The sequence below is a fragment of the Maritimibacter sp. 55A14 genome, assembly GCF_003122205.1.
Taxonomy (GTDB): Bacteria; Pseudomonadota; Alphaproteobacteria; order Rhodobacterales; family Rhodobacteraceae; genus QEYE01.
Window position 1 is genome coordinate 40,717 of the sequence record NZ_QEYE01000015.1, and the last position, 25,987, is coordinate 66,703.

General features: G+C 66.5%; 30 protein-coding genes and 1 riboswitch. Of the genes, 21 read left to right on the plus strand and 9 right to left on the minus strand.

Annotation, left to right across the window (positions count from 1 at the left end; all coding sequences use genetic code 11):
* Positions 1–17: 17 nt before the first annotated feature.
* Entirely contained in the window at positions 18–881 is an 864-nt protein-coding gene (locus DDZ14_RS13310; RefSeq protein ID WP_109425481.1) for a hypothetical protein, read from the minus strand.
* 161 nt (positions 882–1,042) lie between these two features.
* Here DDZ14_RS13310 and miaB point away from each other — a divergent pair, with 161 nt between their 5' ends.
* The 18 genes from miaB (at position 1,043) to trpB (ending at position 18,136) form a co-directional block, all read left to right on the plus strand.
* Positions 1,043–2,365, plus strand: a complete 1,323-nt coding sequence (gene miaB / locus DDZ14_RS13315; protein WP_109425482.1) for a tRNA (N6-isopentenyl adenosine(37)-C2)-methylthiotransferase MiaB — start codon at positions 1,043–1,045, stop codon at positions 2,363–2,365.
* Positions 2,366–2,585: 220 nt separating this feature from the next.
* Positions 2,586–3,161, plus strand: coding sequence for an OmpA family protein (locus tag DDZ14_RS13320; protein ID WP_109425483.1), 576 nt, complete (start codon positions 2,586–2,588; stop codon positions 3,159–3,161).
* A 15-nt stretch (positions 3,162–3,176) separates the two neighbouring features.
* A complete protein-coding gene (locus tag DDZ14_RS13325; RefSeq protein ID WP_109425484.1) occupies positions 3,177–3,476 on the plus strand; it encodes a hypothetical protein in 300 nt (99 codons plus the stop codon).
* A gap of 152 nt (positions 3,477–3,628) precedes the next feature.
* The gene (locus DDZ14_RS13330; protein WP_109425485.1) at positions 3,629–4,648 is read left to right on the plus strand and encodes a PhoH family protein; all 1,020 of its coding nucleotides are present in this window, start codon (positions 3,629–3,631) and stop codon (positions 4,646–4,648) included.
* Positions 4,641–5,144: an rRNA maturation RNase YbeY gene (gene ybeY / locus DDZ14_RS13335; protein WP_109425486.1), complete on the plus strand. Its 504-nt coding sequence runs from the start codon at positions 4,641–4,643 to the stop codon at positions 5,142–5,144. The genes DDZ14_RS13330 and ybeY overlap by 8 nt, the downstream gene beginning before the upstream one ends.
* A 38-nt stretch (positions 5,145–5,182) precedes the next feature.
* Positions 5,183–6,076 (plus strand): hemolysin family protein, encoded by an 894-nt coding sequence (locus DDZ14_RS13340; RefSeq protein ID WP_109425487.1) that lies wholly within the window; start codon positions 5,183–5,185, stop codon positions 6,074–6,076.
* A 2-nt stretch (positions 6,077–6,078) separates the two neighbouring features.
* A complete protein-coding gene (gene lnt, locus DDZ14_RS13345; protein ID WP_233252578.1) occupies positions 6,079–7,620 on the plus strand; it encodes an apolipoprotein N-acyltransferase in 1,542 nt (513 codons plus the stop codon).
* A gap of 34 nt (positions 7,621–7,654) precedes the next feature.
* Positions 7,655–7,704, plus strand: a riboswitch (SAM-SAH riboswitch).
* 6 nt (positions 7,705–7,710) lie between these two features.
* On the plus strand, positions 7,711–8,877 hold the full coding sequence (metK, locus tag DDZ14_RS13350; RefSeq protein WP_109425488.1) for a methionine adenosyltransferase: 1,167 nt from the start codon (positions 7,711–7,713) through the stop codon (positions 8,875–8,877).
* Positions 8,878–8,909: 32 nt separating this feature from the next.
* Positions 8,910–9,659, plus strand: a complete 750-nt coding sequence (locus DDZ14_RS13355) for a tRNA (guanosine(46)-N(7))-methyltransferase TrmB (protein WP_109425489.1) — start codon at positions 8,910–8,912, stop codon at positions 9,657–9,659.
* Between the two features lie 32 nt (positions 9,660–9,691).
* Entirely contained in the window at positions 9,692–10,771 is a 1,080-nt protein-coding gene (locus tag DDZ14_RS13360; RefSeq protein ID WP_109425490.1) for an amidohydrolase family protein, read from the plus strand.
* A 137-nt stretch (positions 10,772–10,908) separates the two neighbouring features.
* On the plus strand, positions 10,909–12,261 hold the full coding sequence (aroA, locus tag DDZ14_RS13365) for a 3-phosphoshikimate 1-carboxyvinyltransferase (protein WP_109425491.1): 1,353 nt from the start codon (positions 10,909–10,911) through the stop codon (positions 12,259–12,261).
* A complete protein-coding gene (locus DDZ14_RS13370; RefSeq protein WP_109425492.1) occupies positions 12,258–12,668 on the plus strand; it encodes a GFA family protein in 411 nt (136 codons plus the stop codon). The genes aroA and DDZ14_RS13370 overlap by 4 nt, the downstream gene beginning before the upstream one ends.
* Entirely contained in the window at positions 12,665–13,306 is a 642-nt protein-coding gene (locus DDZ14_RS13375) for a d(CMP) kinase (protein WP_109425493.1), read from the plus strand. Before DDZ14_RS13370 ends, DDZ14_RS13375 begins: the two co-directional genes overlap by 4 nt.
* Before the next feature lie 269 nt (positions 13,307–13,575).
* Positions 13,576–15,261 carry a 30S ribosomal protein S1 gene (gene rpsA, locus DDZ14_RS13380; RefSeq protein ID WP_109425494.1) on the plus strand — a complete coding sequence of 562 codons (1,686 nt, stop codon included), beginning with the start codon at positions 13,576–13,578 and terminating at the stop codon, positions 15,259–15,261.
* Between the two features lie 313 nt (positions 15,262–15,574).
* On the plus strand, positions 15,575–15,862 hold the full coding sequence (ihfB, locus tag DDZ14_RS13385) for an integration host factor subunit beta (RefSeq protein ID WP_109425495.1): 288 nt from the start codon (positions 15,575–15,577) through the stop codon (positions 15,860–15,862).
* Between the two features lie 22 nt (positions 15,863–15,884).
* Positions 15,885–16,226 (plus strand): LapA family protein, encoded by a 342-nt coding sequence (locus DDZ14_RS13390; RefSeq protein ID WP_109425496.1) that lies wholly within the window; start codon positions 15,885–15,887, stop codon positions 16,224–16,226.
* A 28-nt stretch (positions 16,227–16,254) separates the two neighbouring features.
* Entirely contained in the window at positions 16,255–16,902 is a 648-nt protein-coding gene (locus DDZ14_RS13395; protein ID WP_109425497.1) for a phosphoribosylanthranilate isomerase, read from the plus strand.
* A 1-nt stretch (position 16,903) separates the two neighbouring features.
* Entirely contained in the window at positions 16,904–18,136 is a 1,233-nt protein-coding gene (gene trpB, locus DDZ14_RS13400) for a tryptophan synthase subunit beta (protein ID WP_109425498.1), read from the plus strand.
* 82 nt (positions 18,137–18,218) lie between these two features.
* Here trpB and DDZ14_RS13405 read toward each other — a convergent pair whose 3' ends face one another.
* Genes DDZ14_RS13405 through pth form a run of 4 tightly spaced genes read right to left on the minus strand, consistent with a single transcriptional unit; the run spans position 18,219 to position 20,799 of the window.
* Positions 18,219–19,376 (minus strand): serine hydrolase, encoded by a 1,158-nt coding sequence (locus tag DDZ14_RS13405; RefSeq protein WP_109425499.1) that lies wholly within the window; start codon positions 19,374–19,376, stop codon positions 18,219–18,221.
* A gap of 52 nt (positions 19,377–19,428) precedes the next feature.
* The gene (locus tag DDZ14_RS13410) at positions 19,429–19,833 is read right to left on the minus strand and encodes a DUF2237 family protein (protein ID WP_109425500.1); all 405 of its coding nucleotides are present in this window, start codon (positions 19,831–19,833) and stop codon (positions 19,429–19,431) included.
* Position 19,834: 1 nt separating this feature from the next.
* Positions 19,835–20,077, minus strand: a complete 243-nt coding sequence (locus DDZ14_RS13415; protein WP_109425501.1) for a CDGSH iron-sulfur domain-containing protein — start codon at positions 20,075–20,077, stop codon at positions 19,835–19,837.
* A 35-nt stretch (positions 20,078–20,112) separates the two neighbouring features.
* Positions 20,113–20,799 carry an aminoacyl-tRNA hydrolase gene (gene pth / locus DDZ14_RS13420; RefSeq protein ID WP_109425502.1) on the minus strand — a complete coding sequence of 229 codons (687 nt, stop codon included), beginning with the start codon at positions 20,797–20,799 and terminating at the stop codon, positions 20,113–20,115.
* A 102-nt stretch (positions 20,800–20,901) separates the two neighbouring features.
* Between pth and DDZ14_RS13425 the strand changes: the two genes are divergently transcribed.
* On the plus strand, positions 20,902–21,579 hold the full coding sequence (locus tag DDZ14_RS13425; RefSeq protein WP_233252579.1) for an FkbM family methyltransferase: 678 nt from the start codon (positions 20,902–20,904) through the stop codon (positions 21,577–21,579).
* An 89-nt stretch (positions 21,580–21,668) separates the two neighbouring features.
* Here the strand turns inward: DDZ14_RS13425 and DDZ14_RS13430 are convergent, their stop codons facing one another.
* Positions 21,669–22,340, minus strand: a complete 672-nt coding sequence (locus DDZ14_RS13430) for a 50S ribosomal protein L25/general stress protein Ctc (protein WP_109425504.1) — start codon at positions 22,338–22,340, stop codon at positions 21,669–21,671.
* Between the two features lie 229 nt (positions 22,341–22,569).
* On the opposite strand from DDZ14_RS13430, the gene DDZ14_RS13435 reads away from it, so the two are divergent.
* Together DDZ14_RS13435 and bfr are read left to right on the plus strand one after the other, a co-directional pair.
* Positions 22,570–22,821, plus strand: coding sequence for a bacterioferritin-associated ferredoxin (locus DDZ14_RS13435; protein WP_109425523.1), 252 nt, complete (start codon positions 22,570–22,572; stop codon positions 22,819–22,821).
* Positions 22,811–23,296 carry a bacterioferritin gene (bfr, locus tag DDZ14_RS13440; RefSeq protein WP_109425505.1) on the plus strand — a complete coding sequence of 162 codons (486 nt, stop codon included), beginning with the start codon at positions 22,811–22,813 and terminating at the stop codon, positions 23,294–23,296. Before DDZ14_RS13435 ends, bfr begins: the two co-directional genes overlap by 11 nt.
* Before the next feature lie 19 nt (positions 23,297–23,315).
* Here the strand turns inward: bfr and DDZ14_RS13445 are convergent, their stop codons facing one another.
* The 3 genes from DDZ14_RS13445 to DDZ14_RS13455 all read right to left on the minus strand — a co-directional run bounded on the left by DDZ14_RS13445 (position 23,316) and on the right by DDZ14_RS13455 (position 25,924).
* On the minus strand, positions 23,316–24,479 hold the full coding sequence (locus DDZ14_RS13445) for an alpha-hydroxy acid oxidase (RefSeq protein WP_109425506.1): 1,164 nt from the start codon (positions 24,477–24,479) through the stop codon (positions 23,316–23,318).
* 82 nt (positions 24,480–24,561) lie between these two features.
* The gene (gene trpA, locus DDZ14_RS13450; RefSeq protein ID WP_109425507.1) at positions 24,562–25,353 is read right to left on the minus strand and encodes a tryptophan synthase subunit alpha; all 792 of its coding nucleotides are present in this window, start codon (positions 25,351–25,353) and stop codon (positions 24,562–24,564) included.
* Positions 25,354–25,441: 88 nt separating this feature from the next.
* Positions 25,442–25,924 (minus strand): acyloxyacyl hydrolase, encoded by a 483-nt coding sequence (locus DDZ14_RS13455; RefSeq protein ID WP_109425508.1) that lies wholly within the window; start codon positions 25,922–25,924, stop codon positions 25,442–25,444.
* Between the last annotated feature and the right edge of the window lie 63 nt (positions 25,925–25,987).

Genomic DNA, 25,987 nt, shown 5'->3' on the forward strand with positions numbered 1-25,987 from the left:
GGGCCGGTGTGCCCTTCTCAGAACCATTGTCCCGGCTCCATCAGCCCCAGATCCATAAGTTGCTGGGAGTGCCATTCGAAACGCCCGGAATTGTACCAGGCAAAGCTGGGTATCTCGAAGGTCGAGCCGGCGTTGGTCTTCAGCGCCTTGGCGGTGCGGAAGGAACAGACCGCGGCGGTCAGGTTGTTGTGCCAGGGGCAGGCATAGGTGTTGTATTCGGGATCGCTGAACGTGTGGTCGTCGAGCAGTTCAAGCCCCTCTTTGGCCACGAAGAGGCCGATCCGGTCGATCCGGCGGCGCGGCGGCGGGATATGTTCCTCGAAGCGCCAGCGCAACCCGCCGAAGAAATCGAGCTGCCGCTCCTTCGGGTGGCCGTTCTCGTCGGGACGGGCAAGTGCGTAATACCCGGCCAGATCCAGATGCGCGTCGTCGCGCGACACGGCGTCGGGATGCCGGCTCAGATCCGAGGCATAGAGGTCGATGACATAGGTCAGGACCGAGGCGCGCCGTTCCTCGGCGACGAAACCCAGCATTTCGCCGATGGTACGGCTCTCGCAGAACGGGAAGAACAGGTATTCCGCGTTGTAGCAGTAATAGATCCAGTGGCCCGGAAAGGCTGCAATCAGCCGGTTGACCGCGCGCGGCGTCATGCCGTCGGCCAGCGTGTCGAAGGGGATGCGGTCGATCCACTCGCGCAAGTCGGGGTCGATCTCGACGTGGTCGGGGGCCAGCACCAGCGGGGTCCGGAAACCCAGGCCCATATGGTGGCGTATTGTGCTGTCCACTTCCGCCCGGTCTTCGACCAGGATGACCGCGACGGGCCCGGCGCCGCGCGCCCGCGCGCCGCGCGCCAGATAATCGTCGAGATCGGCATAGGTCATGGGCAGTGGATATCCGGAAACCTCAAAGCGTCGCTTAACCTCTACCCGCTTGGCCGGGTTTTTCAAGCAGCCCGGTCCGCGCCCGCGCCGGGGATCGGCGATTGCGGCGAAGGCGGCGATTGTGTAGACGCCGGACGAGCGCGCTCGGAAAGGCGAAGGACATGTCCGACCCGAAGAAACTCTTCATCAAGACTTACGGCTGTCAGATGAACGTCTACGACAGCGAACGCATGGCCGAGGCGCTGGGTCCGTCGGGCTACGTCACCACCGACGCGCCGGAAGACGCCGACATGATCCTGCTCAACACCTGCCATATCCGCGAGAAGGCGGCCGAGAAGGTCTATTCCGAACTGGGCCGGCTGAAGCGGCTGAAGGACGCCAACCCGGCGCTGAAGATCGGTGTGGCGGGCTGTGTCGCGCAGGCCGAGGGCGAGGAGATCATGCGCCGCCAGCCGTTGGTCGATCTGGTCGTGGGTCCGCAGAGTTATCACCGCTTGCCCGCACTGGAGGCCCGCACGCGCGAAGGCAGCAAGGCGCTTGATACGGAGTTCCCGCAGGAGGACAAGTTCGATCACCTCCCCGCGCGGCCCGCCCCGGCGCGCGGCCCCACCGCCTTCCTGACGGTGCAGGAAGGCTGCGACAAGTTCTGCGCTTTCTGCGTGGTGCCCTATACCCGCGGCGCGGAGGTCAGCCGCCCGGCGGCGCGGCTGATGGCCGAAGCCCGCGATCTGGTGGCGCGCGGCGTGCGCGAAATCACGCTGCTGGGCCAGAACGTCAACGCCTATCACGGCGAGGGGCCGGACGGCGCGGACTGGTCGCTGGCCCGGCTCATCCGCGAGATGGCCGACATTGACGGGCTGGCGCGCATCCGCTTCACCACCTCGCATCCCAACGACATGGATGACGACCTGATCGCCGCGCATGGCGATTGCGACAAGCTGATGCCCTATCTGCACCTTCCGGTGCAGTCCGGCTCGGACCGGATCCTGAAGGCGATGAACCGCAAGCATACCGCCGAGAGCTATGTCCGGCTGGTCGAGCGCATCCGCGCGGCGCGTCCCGACCTGCTGCTTTCCGGGGATTTCATCGTCGGCTTTCCCGGCGAGACCGAGGCCGATTTCCGCGACACGCTGGCGCTTGTGGAGGCGGTGGGTTACGGCCAGGCCTATTCCTTCAAGTATTCCGCCCGCCCCGGAACCCCTGCGGCGGAACGCGCCGAGTTGCCCGAGGACGAGAAATCCGACCGGCTGGCGCGGCTCCAGGCGCTGCTGAACCGGCAGGCCCGCGCGGCGCAGGACGCGATGGTCGGGCGCGAGTTGCGGGTGCTCTTCGAAAAGCCGGGCCGCCTTGAAGGACAACTCGTCGGCAAGTCGGAATACCTGCACGCGGTGCATGTGCCCGGCGGCGAGGTCCGAATCGGGGATATCGCCCGCGTCCGGATCGTCAACTCAGAGGCGCATTCTCTCTCTGGTGCTCTCGTTTAGGTTCCGGCACCCTTCTGCCCCTAAATCCCATTGGAACGACTCCGGCAACAGTGATGCGCCGGACCGTGTTATGTTTCTGAAATAGGGGAAGAAAATCGAATAACACCCTTCACGGACGTTCGAAATATGTCCAAAATCGGGCGGGTTTGGGAATTTTTTGTGCCCGCGGCCGGTGTCCATTTTCCGTCCGCGGAATGGGTAAGCCGAGGGGGTATCAACCATGCTTGGAGCAGCCTTCAGGATGGGCGGCGTCTGGGTGCCGGCCGCAGTCGCGGCGTCGCTGGCGCTGCTGCTGAATGCCGGCGCGGTCGACGCGGGGGAGCGGCGCGTCGTATCGGGCGAACGCTACACGCCCGGTATCTGGGTCGATCCGGACGGATGCGAACACTGGGTCATGGATGACGGGGTGGAAGGCTTCATGACCCCGCATGTGACCCGCGACGGCATTCCGGTCTGCAAGCGCGGCACGCCCTGCGGCACGCTGGAGACGGATCAACTCTTCGCCACCGACCGGCACAGTATCAACGCTGCCGGGCGGGAGCGGCTGAAGCGTTTCTTCCGCAGCGTCGGGGCAACCTCCTACATCATCGAGGGCCATACCGACAGCCGCGCCAGCGACGCCTACAATTTGGCCCTGTCGGACCGGCGCGCCCGCGCCGTGGCCGTGGTGGCGCAGAGCACCGGCGCCCGCATTGCGGCAGTCCGCGCTTATGGCGAGCGTAACCCGCGCGCCACCAACCGCACCGCGGCCGGCATGCAGCAGAACCGCCGTGTCGAGATCTACTGCATCCGCTGAAGGAGGGGAGTGCCCATGAAACCCATTGCGATTCTGCCCCTGCTGGCCGCCGCCCTTGCGCTGTCGGCCTGTGACATACCGAAGAAGAACAAGACCGTGGACCGATTCTACGACCACGGACATCTGAGCCAGCTCAAGGCGGGCATCTGGGTGGACCCGCGCGGTTGCGACCATTGGATCATCGACGATGGCGTCGAAGGGTACCTGTCGGCGCGGCTCGACCACCGCGGCAAGCCGGTCTGCTCGGGCAGCGCGCCGCCGGAAATGGCCGTGGGCCCGTTCAAGGACGGCAGCGGCTTCCCGGATCCGATCTGATAATTGCCGTAATTCCGTGCAGGTTCCGGCGGCTTCGTGCCGCCGGGCGCTCAATCTTCGTGTCGGTCGCGTGACAATCGCCGAACGGCCCTTGATTGCGGCGCGGAGAGTTGGCACCCTCAAGATATGGAAACCCCGGAACGGAATCGTTTTTGACGACCAGCGCGCTGACCCCCCCGCAGATACCCCAGGATGCCCCTGAAACGGCGCTGGAGTTTCCCGACAACCGTTTGCTGATCGACCTCTGCGGAGAGTTCGACCGCAACCTCGCCCAGATCGAGGACAAGCTCAGTGTGCAGATCATGCGCCGCGGCAACCATCTGTCGGTGCTGGGCGACGAGGACGACCGCAACCAAACCGCCGACGTGCTGGGCGCGCTCTATGAGCGGCTGGAACAGGGCCGCACGCTGGAGCCCGCCGATATCGACGCAGCCATCCGCTTCGGCAACTCGGCGCAGGACACCGGAACGCGCCGTGGCGATCAGTTGGAGATGTTCCAGGGCGGGCGGATCGAGATCAAGACCCGCAAGAAGCTGGTGGAGCCACGCACCGAGACCCAGAAGGCCTATGTCCATGGGCTCTTCTCGCATGAGTTGTGCTTTGGGATTGGCCCGGCGGGCACCGGCAAGACCTACCTGGCCGTCGCCGTCGCCGTGTCGATGTTCATCGACGGACACGTGGACCGGATCATCCTCTCTCGCCCCGCGGTGGAGGCGGGCGAACGGCTGGGCTTCCTGCCCGGCGACATGAAGGAGAAGGTCGATCCCTTCATGCAGCCGCTCTATGACGCGCTGCACGATTTCCTGCCCGGCAAGCAGCTTGCCCGGCTGATGGAGGAGAAGCGGATCGAGATCGCACCGCTCGCCTTCATGCGCGGGCGCACGCTCTCCAATGCCTTCGTCGTGCTGGACGAGGCGCAGAACGCCTCGGCCATGCAGATGAAGATGTTCCTCACCCGGCTGGGCGAGGGGTCGCGCATGGCGATCACCGGCGACCGCAGCCAGATCGACCTGCCGCGCGGCCAGATGTCGGGCCTGGTGGAGGCCGAGCGCATCCTGCGCGACGTGAAGGACATCTCCTTCACCTATTTCACCGCACGCGACGTGGTGCGTCACCCGATGGTGGCCCGGATCATCGAGGCTTATGACGCCGACAGCGGCGAGGATGCCTGACCTGGTCGAAACCGTGTCGGAGGACGCGCGCTGGGACGCCGCCGGTATCGAGGCCCTGGCGGCGCGCGCCTGTGGTGCGGTGCTGGAAGAGCTGCGTCTCGACCCGTTGGCGTTCGAGATCGGGTTCCTGGCCTGCGACGACGCGCGCATCGCCACGCTGAACGCCGATTTCCGCGGCAAGCCGGCCCCGACCAACGTGCTCTCCTGGCCGGCCGAGGATCTTGCCTCCGAAATCGAGGGGGACGATCCGCACCGCCCCGACACCTCGCCGGGGGGGCCGCCCGCGCATCTGGGCGACATCGCGATCGCCTGGGAAACCTGCGCCGCCGAGGCCGCCGATCAGGGCAAGCCTTTCGAGGCGCATTGCCTGCATCTTCTGGTGCATGGCTGCCTGCACCTGTTGGGCTACGATCACATTTCCGATAAAGATGCGGCCCTTATGGAGGGTCTGGAGCGGCGTATACTTGCAAAAATGGGCCTTCCCGACCCATATTGAACGGGTCCGCATGGACGGATGTTGGTTTGGAAAGAGAAATGGGCGAGACGAGCGACGGGTCCTCTAGCGCAGCGCAGGGCGCGCAGGATTCCGAAGGATCAAGTAACAAGAGCCTTTTCGAACGGCTCTTCGGCACGTTCGGCGGCGACGACGATGACGACGCGCAGGACGAAGTGAACGGACACAGCGACAATGACGTGGCGCAGGTTTTCGCGCCCGATGGCCATATGGGGCATCTGCGGCGCATGCGCGTGGATGACGTGGCGATCCCGCGCGCCGAGATCGTCTCGGTGCCGGTCGATATCGAGCTTCCCGACCTGGTGGAAGTGTTCCGCGAGAGCGGGCTGACGCGGCTGCCGGTCTATGATGGCACGCTCGACAACCCGCTGGGGCTTGTGCATCTCAAGGATCTCGCGCTCAAGCACGGGTTCACTTCCGACGGCCCTACCTTTGGTCTGTCCGGCATGGTGCGCCCGCTGATCTATGCGCCGCCCTCGATGCCCATCGCGGTGCTCTTGCAGAAGATGCAGACCGACCGGCAGCACATGGCGCTGGTCATCGACGAATATGGCGGCGTGGACGGGCTGGTGACGATCGAGGATCTGATCGAACAGATCATCGGCGAGATCACCGACGAGCACGATATCGAGGAAGACAAGTTCTGGACGGTGGAGAAGCCCGGCGTCTACCTGGCGCAGGCGCGCACGCCGCTGGAGGATTTCGAGGCCGAGATCGGTTGCAAGCTGGTCGAGGGCGAGGACGTGGAGGAGGTCGACACGCTGGGCGGCCTGGTCTTCATGCTCACCGGGCGGGTGCCCGCGCGCGGCGAGGTCATCACCCACCCCGCCGGTGCCGATTTCGAGATCGTCGAGGCCGATCCGCGCCGGATTCAGAGGTTGCGCGTGCGCTATCCCGCGCCGCGCGGCGTCTGAACGTGACGGTGGCCGGGGCGCTGCGGCCCGTGGCCGCCGGCGGCTGGCGGCTGCGTATGGGCTGCGTGGCGGCGGGCCTGATGGCCGCCGCCGGCCATGTGCCCCTGGCGCTGCCGGTATTGGGTTTCCCCGGATTTGCGCTGGTGATCTGGCTCGTCTCTGCCGCGCCCGCCGCACGGGCGGCGATGTGGCGCGGCTGTTTCGCCGGGCTGGGCTATTTCGCCGCGACGCTGTTCTGGATCGTGGAACCTTTCCTGGTCGATGTCGCGCGGCATGGCTGGATGGCGCCTTTCGCGCTGGTTTTCCTGGCCGCGGGCATGGCGCTCTTCTGGGGCGCGGCGGCCTGGCTGGGCGCGGCGCTGGGACGCGGACCCGCGGCGCGCGCGGGGGTCTTTGCCGCGGCGCTGGCTCTGGCGGGGCTGGGGCGGGCGTATCTGCTGACCGGCTTTCCCTGGGCGCTTCCCGCTTACATCTGGACCGAAACGCCGGTTATCCAGCTTGCCGCCTGGACCGGCGCGCATGGGCTGGGACTGCTGACGCTTCTGGCCGCCGCGCTGCCGGGAATGGCGGCGGCGCGCGGGCGCCGTGCTATTGCACTGGGCGGCACGGCGGCGCTGGGCCTGGTGGCGCTGGGCTGGGGCATGGGCGCCGCCCGTCTGGCCGAAGACATGCCCGCGCCGCGCGATCTGCGTGTGCGGCTGGTCCAGCCCAATGCGGCGCAACACCTCAAATGGAAGCCCGCGATGATCCCGGTCTTCTTTGAGCGCGCGCTCGCGCTCACCGCCGCCCCGGCGGCACGCGCGCCCGATCTGGTGGTCTGGCCGGAGACCGCGATGCCCTGGCTGCTCTCCACCGCGGGGCCGGCGCTGGAGGAGATGCGCGCCGCCGCAGGGCCGCGGGCCACAGTGGCCTTCGGCGCGCAGAGGCGCGGGGATGCGGGCGGCTTTCACAACAGCCTCGTGGTCATGGAAGCAGGCACGGCGGTGCCCGGCACGATCTACGACAAACACCACCTGGTGCCCTTCGGGGAATACATGCCGTTCTCGGACCTGGCGGCGCGGCTGGGCATCCGCGGGCTGGCCGAACAACTGGGCGGCGGCTATGCGCCGGGGCCGGGGCCGCGGCTGGTGCCCACAGGCGGCGGGCTGACCGCGCTGCCGCTCGTCTGCTACGAGGCGGTCTTCCCGCAGGATGTCTTCCGCGCGCCCGTCCGGCCCGACTACCTGCTGCATGTCACCAACGATGCCTGGTTCGGTCAGCTTGCGGGGCCGTGGCAGCATCTCGCGCAGGCACGCGTGCGGACGATCGAGCAGGGGCTGCCGATGCTGCGCGCCGCCAATACCGGCATCTCGGCCGTGATCGACGCGCGCGGCCGGATGCTGGACACGCTGGCATTGGGGCAGGCGGGGCATGTCGATGCCGATCTGCCCGGCGCGTTGCCTCCCACATTCTACGCGCGCTGGCGCGACATGCCTGCCTTTTGGGCCGTGGCGCTGCTGTTACTGGCGCTCGCCGCGATGCGGCTTCGACGCATATCAAGTTGACCATTTCCGCGCCGCGCAGTATCGGAGATGCCATTGCCTGTCACAACGGCTTCCTGGCGTGACAGGGACATTTCCAATGGAGCACTTCCCATGCCGCGTCAGAATTACATCTTCACTTCGGAGTCCGTGTCCGAGGGCCACCCCGACAAGGTCTGCGACCGTATCTCGGACGCAGTCCTCGATGCCTTCCTCGCGGAGGATCCGCATGCCCGCGTCGCCTGCGAGACATTCGCCACCACCGACCGGGTCGTGATCGGCGGCGAGGTGCGCGGTCCGGGCGCGGTGATCAAGCGGGTGGAAGAGATCGCCCGAGATTGCGTGCGCGACATCGGCTACGAGCAGGAGGGCTTCCATTGGGCCAATCTGAAGGTGGACAGCTACCTGCACGCGCAATCCGCAGATATCGCGCAGGGCGTGGATGCGGACGGCAACAAGGACGAGGGCGCGGGCGACCAGGGCATCATGTTCGGTTATGCCTGCAACGAGACGCCCGAACTCATGCCCGCGCCGATCCTCTTTGCCCATGCGATCCTGCGGCGGCTGGCGGAGGCGCGCAAATCCGGGGCGGAGCCCGCGCTCGGCCCTGATGCGAAATCGCAGCTCACCGTTCGCTACGAGAACGGCAAGCCGGTCGGGATCACCTCGGTCGTGCTTTCAACCCAGCACACGGACCCGGCGCTGACCTCGGACGACGTGCGCGCCATCGTGGAGCCGCATATCCGCGACGTGCTGCCCGAGGGCTGGCTGCTGCCGGAGACCGAATGGTGGGTCAACCCGACCGGGAAATTCGTCATCGGCGGGCCGGACGGCGATGCCGGGCTGACCGGGCGCAAGATCATCGTGGACACCTATGGCGGCGCCGCGCCACATGGCGGCGGCGCGTTCTCGGGCAAGGACCCGACCAAGGTGGACCGCTCGGCCGCCTATGCGGCGCGCTACCTGGCCAAGAACGTGGTTGCCGCCGGGCTGGCCGAACGCTGCTGCCTCCAGCTTTCCTATGCGATCGGCGTGGCCAAGCCGCTGTCGATCTATGTCGATACCTACGGCACCGGCGAGGTTGACGAGACCCGGATCGAGCGCGCGGTCAACGAGGTGATGAACCTGACCCCGCGCGGCATCCGCGAGCATCTGAGCCTGAACCGCCCGATCTTTCAGCGGACCGCCGCCTATGGCCATTTCGGCCGCGCGCCGGAGCCCGATGGCGGCTTCAGCTGGGAAAAGACCGATCTCGTCGATGCGCTGAAGGCCGCTGTCTGACGCGCAGCCCTGCCGCAGCGGGAGAGACGCCCATGACCGAGCGACGCTCCGCGAAAGCCGCGCCCTGGCGCAATTTCTACGGTCGCCGCCGGGGTAAGGGCCTTCGTGACAGCCAGAAGACCTATTTGCGCGAGGATCTGGCTCAGCTTGCGACGCCCAGCGTGGACTGGGATGAGAACCCGGAGCGCGCGTCGCTCGATCTGGCCGCGCTCTTCGGCGAAAGCCGCCCGGTCTGGCTGGAGATCGGCTTCGGCGGCGGCGAGCATATGGTCCATCAGGCGGCGCTCAACCGCGATGTCGGGCTGATCGGCTGCGAGCCCTATATCAACGGCGTGGCGATGCTGCTGGGCAAGATCCGCGCGGCCGGGGTCACCAACCTGTCGGTGCATCCGGGAGATGTGCGCGATCTCTTCGACGTGCTGCCGGATGCGAGCATCGCGCGGGCTTTCCTGCTCTATCCCGATCCCTGGCCGAAGAAGCGCCACCACCGCCGCCGCTTCGTCACTCCCGAACATCTGGAGCCGCTGGCGCGCGTGCTGGCGCCGGGCGCGATCTTCCGCGTGGCGACCGACATCCCGGACTACGTGCGCCAGACCATCGAACAGGTGCCGCGCCACGGCTTCACCTGGCTGGCGGAGGGTCCCGAAGACTGGCGCAGGCCCTGGGACGACTGGTTGTCCACGCGCTACGAGCAGAAGGCCCTGCGCGAGGGCCGGGAGCCGCATTACCTGACTTTCCGGCGCGACGGGCCCCCGCGCATGAGCGCGGCGATTGTGCTATGATTATATGATTAAATGAAGGAGGGAGGTGCAAGATGGCGGCCCTGCGCATCACCAACACGCATATCCACACCTTCACCGCGGCGCATGTGCCGCGTTACTATCCGCATCCCGCGCTTTACGTTTTCAAGCGGGTGCCGGGGCTGGTCCGCGGGCTGGCCTGGCTCCTGAGGGTTGCCGGGCATCCAGCCGCCGAAACGCTGGAGCGGCTCCTGCAGTTCCAGAAGGAAGCCTATCGCGGCGGGCAGGCGGAAATATTCGCCTCTGTCCGCCGCCAGTACCCGCCCGATACCCGTTTCGTGGTCCTGCCGATGGACATGGCCCCGATCGGGCACGGGCCGGTGGAGGCCGATATCGAGGCCCAGCACGACGAGTTGTCGCGCTTGGCGCGCTCGGACGCCTTCCGGGGCAGCGTGATCCCCTTCGCCAGCATCCATCCCGACCGTCCCGGCGCCGCGGCGGAGGTGCGGCGCGTCGTCGAACGGCTGCATTTCCGGGGCCTCAAGCTCTATCCCCGACTTGGGTTTCCGCCCGACCACCCGGTCCTGATGAACGAGATCTATCCGTTTCTGGTGGAGCATGACCTGCCGGTGATGAGCCATTGTTCGCGCGGCGGGGTGCGCGGGCGCGACGTCTCGGTCCACGCCGCGGACCGGTTCACCGAGCCCGCGGCCTTCATTCCGGTAATGCGCAAGTTCCCCGATCTGCGCATCTGCCTTGCCCATCTCGGCGGCGTGGAGGATTGGCGACGCTATGCCGAGGACGGGATCGACCCCGACGACCCGGCAGCGCGGGCGGCCAACTGGCAGGTGGCGATCCGCGACATGATCACCAGCGGCGACTGGCCGAACCTCTGGACCGACATCTCCTATACGCTTTTCCGCTTCGAGGAGAACATTGCCTTCCTGCGGCTCTTCCTGAGCGGCGGCGCGCGGGCCGAGGCGCTCTCGCGGCGGGTGCTCTTCGGCTCGGATTTCTACATGACCCGGCAGGAGGCGCTGTCGGAACGCGCGGTCTGCTTCCGGTTGCGCAACGCGCTGGGCGAGGAGACCTTCCGTCGGATCGCCGAGACCAACCCAGAGATCTGGCTGGGCGAGCGCGGCGGGGACGCCTGAGACCGCGACCGTGCCGAGTGCAGCGGGCCTGCGCCTCCGGCGGGAGTATTTTTCGGAAAGATGAAAGCCGATTTCCGCGATGGACGCGCGGCGGCGGCTTCGGTATCAGGCCGGTATTGCAGCAAGAGGGACATGCGATGTCGGGCCATGGGAAAGCGATTCCGATGACGGCGCGCGCAGGCGGCAGGCTGAGCGGGCGCGCCGAGGTGCCGGGCGACAAGTCGATCAGCCACAGGGCGCTGATCCTGGGCGCGCTGGCGGTGGGCGAGACGCGGATCACCGGGCTTCTGGAGGGACAGGACGTGATGGACACGGCCCGTGCGATGGCGGCCTTCGGCGCTGAAGTGACCGATCACGGCGGCGGTGCCTGGTCGGTGCATGGCCTGGGCACCGGAGGCTTCGCCGAGCCCGAGGATGTGATCGATTGCGGCAATTCGGGCACCGGCGTGCGGCTGATCATGGGGGCGATGGCGACCTCGCCAATTGCCGCGACCTTCACCGGCGACGCGAGCCTGCGCGCGCGCCCCATGGGCCGGGTGACGGACCCGCTGCGGCTTTTCGGGGCGGAGGCGCATGGCCGCGCCGGGGGGCGGCTGCCGCTGACGCTCAAGGGCGCGGTGACGCCTGTGCCGGTGCGCTACACCGTCCCGGTGCCTTCAGCGCAGGTGAAATCGGCGGTGCTGCTGGCCGGGCTCAACGCGCCGGGCGAGACCATGGTGATCGAGGCCGAGGCGACTCGCGATCACACCGAGCGCATGCTGGCGGGCTTCGGCGCGGCGATCCGCACCGAGACGACGACCGAGGGCCGGGTCATCACCCTGACCGGACAGCCGGAACTGCGTCCGCAGACCATCGCGGTGCCGCGCGACCCGAGTTCCGCGGCCTTTCCCGTCTGCGCGGCGCTGATCGTGGAGGGTTCGGACGTGCTGGTGCCGGGGATCGGACTCAACCCGACGCGGGCGGGGCTATACGAGACCCTGATCGAGATGGGCGCCGATCTGAGCTACGAAAACATGCGCGAGGAGGGCGGCGAGCCGGTTGCCGATCTGCGCGCGCGCTTCTCGCCCGACCTGCGCGGCATCGAGGTGCCGGCGGAGCGCGCGCCCTCGATGATCGACGAATACCCGATCCTGTCGGTCGTCGCCTCCTGCGCCACGGGCGCGACCGTGATGCGCGGGGTGGCGGAGCTCAGGGTGAAGGAAAGCGACCGGATCGACGCGATGGCCCGCGGGCTGGAAGCCTGCGGCGTCCGGGTGGAGGAGACGCGCGACAGCTTCACTATCCACGGCATGGGCGCGGGCGGCGTGACGGGGGGTACGGTCTGCGCGACCCATCTGGACCATCGGATCGCGATGAGCTTCCTCTGCCTCGGTCTGGCCACGCGCCGGCCCGTCGGTGTCGATGATGCCGGCCCCATCGCCACATCCTTCCCGGTCTTCGAGCCGTTGATGCGGGCCCTCGGCGCGACACTGGAAAGGGGCGCGGCATGAGCGTGGAGGGCGGTTGCCTTTGCGGTGCGGTCCGCTACCGGGTGGACGGGCCGCTGCGCCCGATCATCGCGTGCCACTGCCTGCAGTGCCGCAAGACCAGCGGACACCATGTCGCCGCGACCTCGGCGCAGCGCGGTCAGGTGGAGATCGCGGGCGAAGTGCAATGGTACGCCTCCTCCGACACGGCGCGGCGCGGCTTCTGCTCGGTCTGTGGCTCCAATCTTTTCTGGGACGGGCCAAGCGCGAACCTGTCGATCTTCGCGGGCACGATCGACGGCGATCCGGGGGTGCGGCTGACCGGGCATATCTTTTGTGCCGACAAGGGCGATTATTACGAGATCGGGGACGGGCTGCCGCAGGCCGAGGCCGCCGATCCGGCGCTGACCACGCAGGTGGGCGGGGCATGAGCGCGCGTGCGGGTTTCACGGTCGCCATCGACGGCCCGGCGGCGGCGGGCAAGGGCACCGTGTCGCGCGCGGTGGCCGGGCATTTCGGTTTTGCGCATCTGGATACCGGGCTGCTATACCGCGCTGTGGCCCGGCGGATGCTGGACGCGGGAGGCGGGTATGACGCCGGACGGGCCGAGGCCATAGCCGCCGCGCTGGAGCCGGCCGATCTGGACCGCGGCGACCTGCGCACCGCCGAGGTGGCGCAGGCGGCGAGCCGGGTGGCGGCCGTGCCGCAGGTGCGCGCCGCGCTTCTGGAGTTTCAGCGGGCATTTGCCGCGCGGGCGGGCGGCGCGGTGCTCGACGGGCGCGATATCGGCACGGTGATTTGTCCCGAGGCGGATGTGAAGCTCTTCGTCACCGCCAGTGACGCGGTGCGCGCCGGCCGGCGCTTCCGGGAGTTGACGGAAAAGGGTTTCGACACCGATTTCGACACGGTGCTCGCCGATCTGCGCGCCCGCGACGCGCGCGACGCCGACCGCATCGACGCGCCGCTCAAGCCCGCCGGGGACGCCTTGCTGCTCGACACCTCGGAGATGTCGATAGAACAGGCGGTCGCGGCGGCGATCGCGGCGGTGGAGGCGCGGCTGACCGGTTAGCGGCTCGGCCCGTCGTCAGTGCGCGCCTGGCATGGGCGGGGTCTTGCGTGCAACGCCCCACACGGCGGTTTGGCCTTGCCTCGCAGGGCCGGGGCGTCTATAGACCACCCCGTCGACAAGGCGGGAAACACCGCAGAACAAGAGAGAGCGAGCAGGGTCGGGTCTACCGGCCCTCTTTGTTTTGCGAACCGTCTGACCAACGAAACCCCAAGACCGGCGGAGACAACCGCACGGCCGGAAAAATACGACTGCAAAGGAAATCGACTTACATGTCAGCGAACGTATCCATGGAGGAATTCGAAGCCCTCCTCAACGAAAGCTTCGAGATCGACACGCCCGAGGAAGGGACCGTCGTCAAAGGCAAGGTCATCGCCGTGGAGGCGGGGCAAGCCATCATCGACATCGGCTACAAGATGGAAGGCCGCGTCGAACTCAAGGAATTCGCAAATCCCGGCGAAGCGCCCGAAATCTCCCCCGGTGACGAGGTGGAGGTGTTCCTGGAGCGCGTCGAGAACGCCCGGGGCGAGGCCGTCATCAGCCGCGACAAGGCCCGCCGCGAGGAAGCCTGGGACCGTCTGGAAAAAGCCTACGCCGACGATGCTCGCGTCGAGGGCGCGATCTTCGGCCGCGTCAAGGGTGGCTTCACCGTCGATCTGGGCGGCGCCGTGGCCTTCCTGCCGGGCAGCCAGGTCGATGTGCGTCCGGTGCGCGATGCCGGCCCGCTGATGGGCCTCAAGCAGCCGTTCCAGATCCTCAAGATGGACCGCCGCCGCGGCAATATCGTTGTGTCGCGCCGCGCCATCCTGGAAGAAAGCCGCGCCGAGCAGCGCGCCGAAGTGATCGCGCAGCTCACCGAAGGCCAGGTCGTGGACGGCGTGGTGAAGAACATCACCGAATACGGCGCCTTCGTCGATCTGGGCGGTGTGGACGGCCTGCTGCATGTCACCGACATGGCCTGGCGGCGGGTCAACCATCCCTCCGAGATCCTGTCGATCGGCGAGACCGTCAAGGTGCAGGTCATCAAGGTCAACAAGGAAACCCATCGCATCTCGCTGGGCATGAAGCAGCTTCAGGAAGACCCCTGGACCAATGTCGAGGCGAAATTCCCGCTGGGCACCGTCCACAAGGGCCGCGTCACCAACATCACCGACTACGGCGCATTCGTCGAGCTGGAGCCGGGTGTCGAGGGGCTGGTCCATGTCTCCGAGATGTCCTGGACCAAGAAGAACGTGCATCCCGGCAAGATCGTCTCCACCTCCCAGGAAGTTGAGGTCATGGTGCTGGAGATCGACACCGCCAAGCGCCGCGTGTCGCTGGGTCTCAAGCAGACCATGCGCAACCCGTGGGAGCTTTTCGCCGAGACCCATCCGATCGGCACCGAAGTCGAGGGCGAGGTCAAGAACACCACCGAATTCGGGCTCTTCATCGGTCTGGATCAGGACATCGACGGCATGGTGCATCTCAGCGATCTGAGCTGGGACGAACCGGGCGAGCAGGCGATCCAGAACTACTCGAAAGGCGATGTGGTCAAGGCCGTCGTCACCGAGGTCGACACCGAGAAGGAGCGCATCTCGCTCTCCATCAAGGCGCTGGACGGCGATCCCTTCGCCGATGCCGTCGCCGGCGTGAAGCGCGGCGCGATCATCACTGTCGCGGTTACCGCGATCGAGGATGGCGGGATCGAGGTGGAATACGAGGGCATGAAATCCTTCATCCGCCGCTCGGACCTCAGCCGCGACCGCGCCGAACAGCGCCCCGAGCGGTTCCAGGTCGGCGACAAGGTCGATGTGCGCGTGACCAACGTGGACAGCAAGTCGCGCCGCCTGGGCCTCAGCATCAAGGCGCGCGAGATCGCCGAGGAAAAAGAGGCGGTGGAACAGTACGGCTCTTCCGACTCCGGTGCTTCGCTGGGCGATATCCTGGGCGCTGCGCTCAAGCAGCAGGACGACAAGTGATCCTTGTCCCCTGACCGGGGATAGACAAAATCACGGGCGGCTCCTGTCGGGGCCGCCCGTTTCCTTTTCGTCGGCGGGATACCGCGAATCACTGTGTCTGATCTGCCGGGAGCGTGGCGGGCGAGACGCGGCCAAGCGTGCCTGCGGACCGGCTTTGCGCCGATAATCCCTTGAAATAGATGGGTTTGCGACGGATTTAACGGGAAATGTCGGCTCTTGGTATTTCCAGCTTACCAAATTTCCGACTATAGTCTCCGCTTGTATGCGCATGGTTTTCATTTGCCGTGATCGTGAATTGGGGGGACGGAACCGTATGATACGCTCTGAACTGATCCAGAAGATCGCCGAAGAGAATCCCCACCTCTACCAGCGCGATGTCGAACGCATTGTGAACACCATATTCGAGGAAATCATCGAGGCCATGGCGGAGGGCAACCGGGTGGAGTTGCGCGGCTTCGGGGCGTTTTCGGTCAAGAGCCGCGACGCGCGCATCGGCCGCAATCCGCGGACCGGCGAGGCTGTTCAGGTCGAGGCCAAATGTGTACCCTTCTTCAAGACGGGCAAGCTGCTGCGCGACAGGCTCAACGGTGGCACGTCCTGAGATCTGACAGGGAACGACGTCGATGCGCTATATCCGCCTGGTCTTTCTGGCCATCCTCGGCATTCTTCTGCTGACCCTCGCGCTGGCCAATCGCGGGCCAGTCACGCTGCATATGCTGCCCGAAAGCATCGCGGGCTTCGTGCCGCTGCCAAACGCGATCTCGCTGCCGGTCTTCGTGGTGATCTTCGCCGGTATCGTGCTGGGCCTGCTGATCGGCTTCGTCTGGGAATGGCTGCGCGAACACAGGCACCGCGCCGAGGCCGCACGCCAGAGGCGCGAGGCCGCGAAGCTCAAGCAGGAAGTGTCGAGCCTGCGCGAGAAAAAGGCGGATGGCCGCGACGACGTACTCGCACTGCTTGAGTGATCGGCCCGGATCGGGCAGAAGGCCCGCCATGAGCAATGATATTCGCGTCAAGATCTGCGGACTGACCACCAGCGCCGACATTCCGGCCGCGCTTCTGGCGGGGGCGAGCTATCTGGGTTTTGTCTTTTTCCCGCCGTCGCCGCGCCATCTGGAACTGGACCATGCCAGCTTCATGGCCGGCACGGTACCCGAGGGCATCTGCAAGGTGGCGCTGACGGTCGATCCCGACGACTCTGCACTCGACAAGTTGCTCGACATGGTGCCGATCGACATGTTGCAGCTACACGGCAAGGAGACGCCCGAGCGGGTCGAGGCGATCCGCGCTCGATACGGGCTGCCGGTGATGAAGGCGGTGGGTATCGGGGACGAGGGCGACCTGCCGAAACTGGCGGAATATGCGCGCGTCGCGGACCAGCTTCTGGTGGATGCCAAGCCGCCGCGGGGCTCTGCCGTTCCGGGCGGCAATGCGCTGGCCTTCGACTGGCGGCTGATCGCCGGACGGCGCTGGGTGGTGCCCTGGATGCTGGCGGGCGGCCTGACGCCAGAGAACGTGGCCGAGGCGATCCGGTTGACCGGTGCGCGGCAGGTCGATGTTTCCTCGGGCGTGGAAAGCGCGCCGGGGGTCAAGGATGCAGAGAAGATGGCGGCATTCGTGCGCGCCGCGCAAGGAGAGTGAGATGGCGGACGACCTCGTGAATTCCTATCGCACCGGCCCCGACGAGCAGGGCCGTTTCGGCATTTTCGGCGGGCGTTTCGTGTCCGAAACGCTGATGCCGCTGATCCTGGAACTGGAAGAGCAATATGAGCGGGCCAAGACCGACGACAGTTTCTGGGCCGAGATGAACTTCCTGTGGAAGCATTACGTGGGCCGGCCCAGCCCGCTCTATTTCGCCGAACGCCTGACCGACCGGCTGGGTGGCGCGAAGGTCTACATGAAGCGCGACGAGTTGAACCACACCGGTGCCCACAAGATCAACAATGTGCTGGGCCAGATCATCCTGGCCCGCCGCATGGGCAAGTCCCGTATCATCGCGGAAACCGGCGCGGGCCAGCACGGGGTGGCCACCGCCACGGTCTGCGCCAAGTTCGGGCTGAAATGCGTGGTCTACATGGGCGCGCATGACGTGGAGCGGCAAAAGCCCAACGTTTTTCGCATGCGCCTTCTGGGGGCCGAGGTGATCCCCGTCACGTCGGGGCGTGGCACGCTAAAGGACGCGATGAACGACGCGCTGCGCGACTGGGTGACCAATGTGCGCGACACCTTCTACTGCATCGGCACCGTGGCGGGGCCGCATCCCTATCCTGCGATGGTCCGCGACTTCCAGGCCATCATCGGCAAGGAAGCCAAGGAACAGATGCTGGAAGCCGAAGGCCGCCTGCCCGACACGATCATCGCCGCGATCGGCGGCGGCTCGAACGCGATGGGGCTCTTCTACCCGTTCCTCGACGACAAGGACGTGAACATCATCGGCGTGGAGGCCGGCGGCAAGGGCGTCAACGCCAAGATGGAGCATTGCGCTTCGCTGACCGGCGGGCGGCCCGGCGTGCTGCACGGCAACCGCACCTACCTGCTTCAGGACGACGATGGGCAGATCCTCGAAGGCTATTCGATCTCCGCCGGGCTCGACTATCCGGGCATCGGGCCGGAGCATTCCTGGCTCCACGAGATCGGCCGCGCCAAGTACGTCTCGATCACCGACAAGGAGGCGCTTGCGGCTTTCACGCTCTCCTGCGAGACCGAGGGCATCATTCCCGCGCTCGAGCCCTGCCACGCGCTGGCCCATGTCGCCAAGATCGCACCGGATCTGCCGGCCGATCACATCATCTGCATGAACATGTGCGGACGCGGCGACAAGGATATATTCACGGTCGCGCGGGCGCTGGGCTTCGAGATGGGCGAGGGCGACTGATAAATCACGGCTTGCGGATTTTCAGGCGTTTAGCCGTGCATACCCTGAAAGCCTGGCGGAGGCCGGCATGCCGCGCCGAGCGTCAGAGGACATCGCGGATTTCGCGGAACATCGCGATATTGCTTTCATGGGCGCCCGGCGCCCGGAATTCCCTGTCCGCCCCGTTGACTGCGATCACCACGCCCCGCGCCCGGTCGATAAAGATATATTGCCCATAGACGCCGCGCGCGAAGACTTCGCCCTTTGGCGCGTCGGGGGCGATCCACCATTGGTAGCCGTATTGCGTGGCCCCCGGATCGGTGGGCGCGGAGGGGGTCGTGGAGACCGCGATCCAGTTCTCCGGCACCACCCGCCGGCCGGCGATCCGCCCGCCCTGTGCCACCATCAGTCCGAAGCGCGCGAAATCGCGCGTCGTCATGTTGAGCCCGCCCAGAACGAAGGCCACGCCTTCGCCGTCGGTCAGGTAGTAGGGCGCGCGTTCCAGGCCCAGCGGTGCGATGACCTTTTCAGCCATCAACTCGTGAATGCTGCGGCCGGTCGCGCCGCGGATCACCATCCCGATCACATGCGTGTCGATGGAGACGTAATGCCAGTCCGCGCCCGGTGCGGCGCGGGTCCGGTCCAGCCCGGCGGCGAAGCCGTCCATGGAAGACCCCAGCGCCAGAACCCGGCCCATGCGGTTGATGTCGGACCAGAAATCGAAATAGTCCTCGTTGAACTCGACCCCGCTGGCCATCTGCACGACGTCGCGCAGCCGGGCACCGTCATAGGCCGAGCCGCGCAGGTCCGGTGCATAGTCGGTCACCGGCACGTCGAGCGAGGCGACCGCGCCTTCCTCCAGCAGCACGCCCAGAAGGATGGAGAGGTAGCTCTTGGCCACCGACCAGGAGATGCGCCGGTCATCGGGCGCCGTGCCCAGCCGGTAGCGCTCCGCCGCGATCCTCCCGTCCTTGAGCACCACCAGCCCGGTGACGGCGCGCGCCTCCATCCAGGCGTCGAGGCCCGCGGGCATCGGGCGCGGGTCTTCGGGCAGGGCGGTGACGGGATGCGGGCCGCGCGGTAGCTCGCGATGAAGGAAGAGCCCGTCCATATTGCTGAAATTCTGAACGATCCGATCCTCGGCGAATAGCGAATTGACCGCCAACAGCCGGGTCACCTCCTCGCGTTTCCAGAGCGCCGCCGCGGCCAGAACCAGCAGGACCACCAGCCCGGCGCGCAGGATCTTCTTCACGAGCCGCATGTTCCGTCCTCCCCGGCGGAAGAAAAGCACCGGGGTCCGGGGCGGGCAAGCGTTACTCTGCGGCAGGTCCGCCATCCGTGCCCGCGAGGGCGTGTTCGCGGAGCACCTCAAGCGGCACGATGTCGAGCGCGGCGGCATGGGTGGCCGTGAGCTTCACCTTCGGCGCGCAACCCTCGTCATGGGCTTGCAGGAAGCGCCCTGCGCAGAGGCACCACTGATCGCCGGGCTTCAGACCGTTGAAGCCGAACTCGGGCCGCGGCGTGGACAGGTCGTTGCCGACATATTTGGAATAGGCCAGAAACTCTGCGGTCATCACCGCGCAGACAGTGTGGCTGCCCCTGTCCTGCGGCCCGGTATCGCAGCAGCCGTTGCGGAAGAACCCGGTCACGGGTGCGGTGGAGCAGAGCGTCAGCGGTCCGCCCAGCACGTTCACCGAGGGCGTTTTGTCCGGCAGCATGTCAAAGCCCCTTGTGGCTGCCGTCGCAGAGCGGCGCGCCGGCCGACCGCTTGCAGCCGCAGAAAAAGACGCGGCGGCTCTCGGGGGCCTGCCATTTCACCGGCTGGAACCCGGTGCCCTTGTGGCTGCCGTCGCAGAACGGCTGGTTCGCGGAGCGGCCGCAGGCGCACCAGAAGTAGTTCTTCCCGGCCTCGACCTCGATGGGGTAGGGCGCCTTCTGTGCGATCTCGGGCGTGTCGGACATCTCGTGATCCTCCTCTGGGTATCCGGCCCGGTGGGTCACCGGAACCTGTCGACCAGCTTTTGCAGGGCCGAGCGCGGCGGCTCTCGCGGCTCCGCTTCCGGCTTCGGCGCGGGTTCCGGGCCGCGTTCCGGCTTCGGGGTGGTGGACGATCGCGGCGGCGCGGTGCGCAGCGCGACCGCGTTCATGAACCGCCCGCCATCGCCCTCGGCCAGCGCGGCGGCGCCGTCGCTGATGCCACGCAGCAGATCGTCCAGCCAATCGCGGTCGGACTGCGCGAAATCGTGCAGCACATAGCCCGAGACCAGTTCCTTGCGGCCCGGGTGCCCGATGCCCAGCCGCACGCGGGTGAAGTCCGGCCCGACATGCGCATGCATCGAGCGCAACCCGTTATGCCCGGCATGGCCGCCGCCCTGCTTGACACGCAGCTTGCCGGGGGCAAGGTCCAGTTCGTCATGGAAGACGATCACATCCTGCGGGTCGAGCTTGAAGAAACGCATCGCCTCGCCCACGGACTGGCCCGAGAGGTTCATGAAGGTCTCGGGCTTGAGCAGTATGACCTTCTCGTGGCCCAGACGGCCTTCGGCGATCTGGCCCTGGAACTTGGCGCGCCAGGGCGTGAACCCGTGATCGGCGGCGATCCGGTCCACGGCCATGAAGCCGATATTGTGCCGGTTGGCGGCGTATTTCCGGCCGGGATTTCCCAGCCCGACGATCAGTTTCACCGCGCGCGCTCCTTCATGTTTCCCGGCCGCCGGGATAGTGTGAACATATTGGCCCGCCCGCCGCGATGCAATGCGCGGGCCGGCGGCAGCGAGGGCGCCCGGATGGCTGAGTTCCAGATCGACGGCATCGCCTTGGAGGTGCCGGACGCGCAGTTGACGGACGCGCTGCGCAAGGCGATGGGCGCCGGTCTCTACGAGCATGTCGAGGCCCGCGCGGTGGCGCAGCATGTCCGGCCCGGCGACCGGGTGCTGGAACTGGGGGCCGGTGCGGGCTTCATCGCGGCGCAGATTGCACGGCGTGCGGGCGCGGCGGGGCTGCTGAGCGTGGAGGCCAACCCGGCGATGATCCCGGTGATCAAGGGCAATCTCGCCCGCAACGGGGCGCAGGCGGTATCGCTGCTGCACGGGGCAGTGGTGCCCGACGGCTATGAGGGCGACGAAATCGGCCTGCACGTGCCGGCGGGGTTCTGGGCCGCATCGCTCGCCGCGCCGGCGCTGAAGTCGCGCCGGACCGTGCAGGTGCCGGCGCTGCGCCTCGGGCAACTGCTGGAGCGTCACCGCCCCGACGTGGTCGTCATGGATATCGAGGGCGCCGAGGAGTTTCTTTTCGAGCAGCCCTGGCCCGGCTATCTCCGGGTGCTGGTGCTGGAGTTGCATCCGCGCCGCTATCCCGCCTCCACCGTGCAGCGCATCTTCGACTGCATGTCCGCATCGGGCCTGTGCTATGTGGCGGACGGCTCGCGCGGGGCCGTGGTGGTGTTCAGCCGGGTGACGGAGTAGGTCTCCGCCGGATCGCGCGGGGCGCGGGCATGAAAGAAGGGCGCGAAACCCGGTTCCGCGCCCTTTCCCAATTCCAGTGCGGTGCGTTTCTACGCCTCGTCGCCGGCCTCTTCCTCGGTCTCGGCCTCGGGCGCCTCGTCCGCTGCCGCCGCCTCTTCTTCGGCTTCCTCGTCCTCTTCGGAGCGCAGGCTCGACGGGGCGGAGATGCTGGCGATCACGAAATCGCGGTCGGTGATCATCGGGCGCGTGCCCTCGGGCAGGGTGATCATCGAGATGGTCGCAGTGTCGCCGATCTCCATTTCCGAAATGTCGAGCGTGAGGCTCTCGGGGATGTCGCCCGCGGTCACTTTCAGCTCGACTTCCGGGCGCATGACGGTCAGCACGCCGCCCTTGCGGAGGCCGGGGGCGGTGTCCTCGCCCACGATCTCGACCGGGATGAAGAGGTTGACGCGCGAGGTCCGGCGCAGGCGCATCAGGTCAAGATGGGTCGGCAGATCCTTCACCACGTCGCGCTGGACGCCGCGGCAGATGACCCGAACGTCCTCCAAGCCTTCGACCTTGAGGTTGAAGAGCGTGGACAGGAACCGGCCCGCCTTCAGGCGCTTCACGAGTTGGTTGTACTGGATGTTGATCGGCTGCGGATCGCCGCCGCCGCCATATACGATGCCGGGTACGAGATGCTCGCGGCGAGCTTGACGGGCGGCCCCCTTGCCTGTCCCCGTTCGTACCGTGGCGATGAGATCCGGGATCTGTCCGGCCATGGTCGTTCTCCTGAGTTTGAAAGGGCATCCTCCAAGGGTGTATGCCCGGTGAAACCGCGCGTATAGGCGGTTTGGCGTGGTTTGAAAAGGGGCGAAATCGGCCAAGCGGATCATTTGCGGCGCTTTGGCGTTGACAATGCAAAGTGAAATAGTCAGGTATGGAGCGAAATCGCCCTCTGCCGCGCGCCATTCCGTACCGCCCGCGCGCGGCCGCAACCCCGAGGTGGCCATGATCGTATGCCATTGTACCGGTATCACAGACCGCGAGATACGCGAAGCGGTGGACTGGATGCGTCTCGCGGACCCATATGGTATAGTGACGGCGGGCAGGGTCTACCGGGCGCTGGGTAAGCGCCCGGAGTGCGGCGGATGTATGCCGCTCTTCCTTGAAGAAATGTCGGAGAACAATAGTTTTTCGGTTCCGGCCACGCCGCAAGTCCCGAACCTCGCAAGCACAGGAGATGCCAGCAATGAAGGGTGACGCCAAGGTAATCGAATATCTCAACAAGGCCCTGCGGAGCGAATTGACAGCGGTCAGCCAGTATTGGCTGCATTACCGGTTACAGGAAGACTGGGGCTATGGCCACGTCGCGTCCAAGTCGCGTGAGGAAAGCATCGAGGAGATGCACCATGCCGACAAGCTGATCGAGCGCATCATCTTCCTGGGCGGGCATCCCAACCTCCAGAAACTTGACCCGCTGCGCATCGGCCAGAATCTCAAGGAGACACTGGATGCCGATCTGGCAGCCGAGCACGACGCGCGCACGCTCTATATCGAGGCGCGCGATCATTGCGACAGCGTGAGCGACTACGTGTCGAAGAATCTGTTCGAGGAACTGATCGCCGACGAGGAAGGCCATATAGACTTCCTGGAAACCCAACTCGACCTTTACGGAGATCTGGGCGCGGAACGCTACGCGCTGCTCAACGCCAGTCCCGCCGACAGCGCGGAATGAGACTACGGCGCGGGTGCGGCTATTGCCAGTCGCCCGCGAAATCCTTCGGGATCAGCAGGTCGCCGCGGTCGAGCGCGGTCACGTCGCGCTTACCGCTGAGCGCCATTGAGGTGTCCAGTTCCTTGTGGATGATCTCCAGCGCCTTGGTCACACCGGACTCGCCCATCGCGCCCAACCCGTAGACGAAGGCACGGCCGATATAGGTGCCTTTCGCGCCCATCGCGATGGCCTTGAGCACATCCTGCCCGGACCGGATGCCGCTGTCGAAATGCACCTCGACCTTGTCGCCGACGGCGTCCACGATCTCCTGCAACATGCGGATGGACGAAAGCGCGCCATCCTGCTGGCGCCCGCCGTGGTTCGACACGACGATGGCGTCGGCGCCCATCTCGGCTGCGCGGCGGGCGTCCTCGACATCGAGAATGCCCTTCAGGATCACCTTGCCGTCCCACATCTCCATGATCTTGCCGATCCGTACCCAGTCGAGCGAGGGATCGAATGCCTCGGCCGTCCAGGACGACAGCGAGGCCGGGTCGCTCACACCCTTGGCATGGCCCACCACATTGCCGAAGGAATGGCGCTTGGTGCCCAGCATGCCGAGCCCCCATTGCACCTTGGTCATCATGTTGGCGATGGATCTGGGCGTCAGCTTGGGCGGCGCGGAGAGGCCGTTTTTCAGGTCCCGATGCCGCTGGCCGAGGACCTGCAGATCGACGGTGATGACCAGGGCCGAGCACTTGGCGGCCTTCGCGCGGTCGATCAGGTTCTTCATGAACGTGTCGTCGCGCAGCGTGTAGACCTGAAACCAGAAGGGCTTTTCAGTATGCGCGGCCACGTCCTCGATCGAGCAGATCGACATCGTCGAGAGTGTGTAAGGCACCCCGAACTTTTCGGCCGCCCGGGCGGCCTTGATCTCGCCATCGGCGCATTGCATTCCCGTCAGCCCGACCGGGGCCAGGGCCACGGGCATGGTCACATCCTCGCCGATCATCCGGCTGGCGGTGGAGCGCCCGGCCATGTCCACCGCGACGCGCTGGCGCAGACGGATGCGGTCGAAATCCGTGATGTTTTCGCGGAAGGTCTGTTCCGTCCAGCTTCCCGACTCGGTGTAGTCGTAGAACATGCGTGGGGTCTTGCGGGCATAAACGCGGCGCAGGTCTTCGATGCAGGTCATCACGGGCATAGGCTGGCTCCTATTATTGGTAAAATGTTTTTACCGCTTGGGGGCCATTCCCGCAATGCGACAGGATGTGCCCCCACGGATGTCAGGCCCGGTGCGCGCCCTCGGCCAGCCCGCGCACGAAATCGAGAACCTCGGCCGGGCTGCGGCCCGCCGCAATTTCACCGACGATGGCCGATCCCACCACCGCGCCATCGGCCACGCGCGCGATCACCTCGGATCTCTCCGGTGTGCGGATGCCGAAGCCCACGATCACCGGCAGGTCGGTCTGTGCCTTGATCCGGGCGACTTCCGGGCCGACATCGGCGGCCTCGGCCGCGGCGGCGCCGGTGATCCCGGTGATCGAGACGTAATAGACGAAGCCCGACGTATTGGTCAGCACCTTGGGCAGGCGCTTTTCGTCGGTGGTGGGGGTGGCCAGGCGGATGAAATTGAGCCCTGCGGCCTGTGCGGGAATGCAGAGTTCGCTGTCTTCCTCGGGCGGCAGATCCACCACGATCAGCCCGTCGATGCCGGCGGCCCTGGCATCCTTCAGGAACCTGTCCACGCCGTGATTGTAGATCGGGTTGTAATAGCCCATCAGCACGATCGGCGTGGTATCGTCTTCCTCCCGGAAGGCGCGCGCCATCGCCAGCGTCTTCTTCAGTGTCTGCCCGCCGGCCAGTGCCCGTTGTCCGGCAAGCTGGATCGTCGGGCCGTCGGCCATCGGGTCGGTGAAGGGCTGGCCGAGTTCAATGATGTCGACGCCCGCGCCGGGCAGCCCTTTGATGATCTCCAGCGAGGTCGCGTAATCCGGGTCACCGGCCATGACATAGGCCACGAAAGCCTTCCGGCCCTCGGCATTCAGGGCGGCGAACTTGGCGTCTATACGGGTCATGCGGTATCCTCGGGCTGCGTCCGCACCGGCTTGCCGGAACTGGCGAGGAAAATCAATTCCTCTTGAACACGGTCCCGGCGCGCGTGTCCTAGAAGGCCCGGTGGAGCCGCAGAGAGACGGTGTTGACCCCCGGATTGAAATCTTCCGTGCCCGCGTTTGACTTATGGTCGATCGACAGCGACAGGCCATAGCCGCCGTCCAGCCTGTAGCCCAGCGCCGCGAGGCTGCGGATCTGGAAATGCCCGCCCAGGCGGGACTCGCGCTCACCGGCCTCGTAGTAACCCGGCAACACGCTGCCTTCCACGAACCAGCGCTCGCCCAGATCGGCGCGCGCCGCGATCCCTGCGCCGACCCAGACATCGCCATTGCCGTGGAGGCCGGCGGCGACGCCGAAATTCAGGCCGATGGCGCCCAAGCGCGTGAAGGGATCGGCGTGATACTCGCCCGTCAGGCCCGCCTCGTCCCCCGCGCCGCGCGAGAAATCGACATAGCCGGCGCCCAGGATGAATTCCCCGGCCGCCGCGGGTTGAAATCCGGCCAGCAGGAAGGCCAGGGTCAGCATGCGTTTCATTGGAGGTCTCCGACAGGTTTTCGAATGCATACCCAAAGCGCCCAGCGCTGCACAATCACAATA